The organism is Pontibacterium sp., assembly GCF_041587635.1.
Lineage (GTDB): Bacteria > Pseudomonadota > Gammaproteobacteria > Pseudomonadales > Balneatricaceae > Pontibacterium.
In genome coordinates, this window is the sequence record NZ_JBFGYC010000467.1 from 1 (window position 1) to 3,216 (window position 3,216).

Annotated in this window: 3 protein-coding genes and 1 pseudogene; all 4 read right to left on the minus strand. The window is 45.9% G+C overall.

The window, feature by feature from the left end:
- A pseudogene (locus tag ABYW01_RS17560) lies at positions 1-189 on the minus strand (MBL fold metallo-hydrolase); the annotation flags it as partial.
- Positions 186-803, minus strand: coding sequence for a hypothetical protein (locus ABYW01_RS17565; RefSeq protein WP_372835272.1), 618 nt, complete (start codon positions 801-803; stop codon positions 186-188). The gene ABYW01_RS17565 and the pseudogene ABYW01_RS17560, both read right to left, overlap by 4 nt.
- Before the next feature lie 211 nt (positions 804-1,014).
- Positions 1,015-2,298 carry an HD domain-containing phosphohydrolase gene (locus tag ABYW01_RS17570; protein WP_372835274.1) on the minus strand — a complete coding sequence of 428 codons (1,284 nt, stop codon included), beginning with the start codon at positions 2,296-2,298 and terminating at the stop codon, positions 1,015-1,017.
- A 43-nt stretch (positions 2,299-2,341) separates the two neighbouring features.
- The coding region (locus tag ABYW01_RS17575) for a sensor histidine kinase (protein WP_372835276.1) at positions 2,342-3,216 on the minus strand (875 nt) is incomplete at its 5' end.

Consider the following 3,216-nt stretch of genomic DNA (forward strand, 5'->3'; position numbering starts at 1 on the left):
AACCTGCTTGATTACAGTGGTTAACATTGCCGAAAAAAGCTCGATCCCACCTGGATCCATCAACAGTGCATTATCTTTAGTAATCACCATATATTGGTTGGTATCGATTATTTTTTCCGGCTTGTTCGGATCGCGCCCAAACATCAACCAGCGATGCGAATCACCGTTGTAAAGCGTGTGGGTTTTCATGAAAATTCCTGCGTTAACTGCTGGACGAGCTTCTGGGAAGACTGGATATGCTTTTTAATAGACGCGGTCACACTTTCCACATTGTCAGCTACATTATTCAATGCTTGCTGATACACGCCATCTGCCTGCAACGCTTCAACTCTGGACATCGTGGCGAGCACTCCCGCCGCCCGTAATTCACCTTCCAATGTATCGAGCTCGGATGTCAGGAGCTTAATCTGATTATTATAACTGTCTCTTAGTTCCCGTTGACGCTGGCTAGTGCGATCAAAAACAGGCTGTAAGCTATCAATAAATGGAGAGCCCTTCGCACACTTACCAACGTCGACAAAATGCCTTAGAGCACGTTCGGCACGTTCTTTTTCTGCGGCGGTACGACTTAATTCGGAGGCAAGATGATTGATACGGCTGGAGGAGCTAACGGTTAGATCAGCTAGACGATGAATATAATCAGTAAGAGGACGAAAACCCGATGCACCTTCCCCCGCGCGAAAGGCTAACGCACGGGCGTTACTGGCAGTGATCGAAAGATGCCGGGCAATACGTGTTGCTTTATCCAGTCTGGCAGCGATCACAGCTGCAATAACAAAATAGCTATAAGTATGAACGGCCATAATATCGCGATATCTGAAAACTACGCCTCGAAACGGCTCGGTTTAAACAAGGCTTTCTGAAAAACGACTATAGCCGAAAGTCTTACAATAGGAAGACCTAATTAGCCGTTAACTTTAAAAATTATTGACTTAACTCAAGATAATAGTTGAACATATTTTCGCTCAATAAAATAACAATCGAGGCCCAATAGAGGCTTAAATAGGCAAGATACTATTTCTTGTTGTGAACATATATTTCAAAGTGTTCTTCAAGATTAAACTCAATCTCCCGCACGCGCTCTATCACTGTCTTGTCGATGACCTGCCCGACGCTGAGCAGCAAGATTCCCTGACCGCTAATCAGGTCACGACTCAGAGCCATCCCCACTTTGAGTTCTTTACTTCCAATACAATCATCTTGATTTATCTCACCCTCGTTGGACAAAACCTGTACAACACGTTCCAGCGTATTCACTACGTCATCGTCATACTTCTCTGTGGCGTAGTTTTTTAGATAATTCAGCGCCTCGTTCGTACTATATGCCCGCTCCTGATAGGTACCTGAGATAAGCTCAATATAATCATTTACCACACACAGAATACGTGCGGGCCTGTTTATCTCAGTCGCCTTCAATCCACGCGGATACCCTGTGCCATCAAGATATTCTTTATGCTGAACGATAATGGTTCCTGCCGGGTACAGCGGTTTTACCAGTAAAGTCGCCGCTTGCGCGAGTAAAGGGTGGTTTTGAAACTGCCTTTGTTTATCTGCAGGCAGCTCGACATATGGCACAAATAATAAATCATCACTCAAGCTCAGCTTACCTATATTGCGCAGCTGCCACGCGTAATAAAGCTGCTTTAGTTCAGCTCCTTCAACACCACAGGCTTTTGCTACACCGAGTAAAACTCGATTGAGTTCCTGATTATTATCACTTGCCTTCATCCCCAATCGACGCGCTGTGAGGGTGGAAAACATCCGAACAGCCGATCGATAACTGTTTTTCAGGCCATCATTGACTGCTTTTAATTGCTCAGTACGCGCCGATACTTTGGCCTCTAGGGATCTGTTTAGCTGCTCAAGTTCTTTATTTTTTTGTTCAGTCAGAGCTAGTAACTCTTCGTTGCGACGGCGCAAATTGGCTAACTCGAACCCTTTACGCACAACCTTTGTCACTTCTTCATCATTCCAGGGTTTTGCCATAAAACGACTAATTTTTCCGCGATTTATCGCATCAACCGATGCCTGTAAATCCGCATATCCGGTCATTACAATCCGTTCTGTATTGGGCCATTGCTCCGCAACCTGCTCCAGAAAAACCTCCCCACTCATCTCAGGCATGCGCATATCGCTGATGACCAGATCGACAGACGTCGTTTTAAGCTCTTCAAGCGCCGCAAGAGCCGATTCGTGGGTGATCACCTTACACTTAAGGGGGCGCACAACGCGCGTCAATGCCTTAAGAATCTGGCTTTCATCATCAACCAACATAAGGGTGTGTGCCGAATAGTCCATTAATTAACACTCCATCTTTATCGCTTTTGAGGCGGAAATATGCTCAAACAGGTGCATGTTCCAGCAATGGAAACACCAGTGAAAAGCTGGTCCCAACACCCGGTTTACTTTGTACGAGAATATCGCCTTGATGGTCTTTCACGATACCATACGATATAGCCAACCCCAGACCTGTACCTTCACCCACCGGTTTGGTGGTGTAGAACGGGTCAAACAGCTTTTCAATGGCTGCTTTCTCGATGCCCTTACCGTTATCCGTCACCCTAATCTCAATATGGTTGCCATCAAATTGAGAGGTAACTTTGATCGCCCCTTTATCCTCAATAGCCTGCCCGGCATTCACCAATAAGTTCAGAATGACTTGATTGATCTGTCCCGGCGAACAGTAGCTTTGTGGTAAATCAGCTAGGTCAGTAATCACTTTGCAGTGATATTTAAGCTGATTATCGACCATCTTCAGAGTGGAACGGATACATTCATTCATGTCATGAGGACGAAACTCCTCTGTTTGATCAACGTGCGAGAAATCCTTTAGACCACGCACAATATCTCTGACACGTTCAGCCCCCTCCAGCGAATCCTTTAACAGGCCCTCGAGATCATCACGAATGAAATCCAGATCCTGAGCTTCTGCATAGTCATGAATCTCAGCCAGTTTCTCTGCACGTGCTTTATCGTCTGCGAGCTCGGCCATCAACTGATACTGCTCTAGCAGCACCTGATAGGTCGCCACATACCCTTCCAGCGTTTTGATATTACTCAGAACATAACCCACTGGGTTATTGATCTCGTGGGCAACACCCGCGGCTAAAACACCCACCGAGGCCATTTTTTCGGATTGCAGCAGCTTGGCCTGCGTGTCTTTGATTTCACGGTTAGCATTTTCAAGATCTTGGTTCTTGTTACTCAGGTCTTCCG

Coding starts and splice junctions, on each gene's coding strand:
- ABYW01_RS17565 (WP_372835272.1), bottom strand. CDS start 803: ATGGCCGTTCATACTTATAGCTATTTTGTTATTGCAGCTGTGATCGCT.
- ABYW01_RS17570 (WP_372835274.1), bottom strand. CDS start 2,298: ATGGACTATTCGGCACACACCCTTATGTTGGTTGATGATGAAAGCCAG.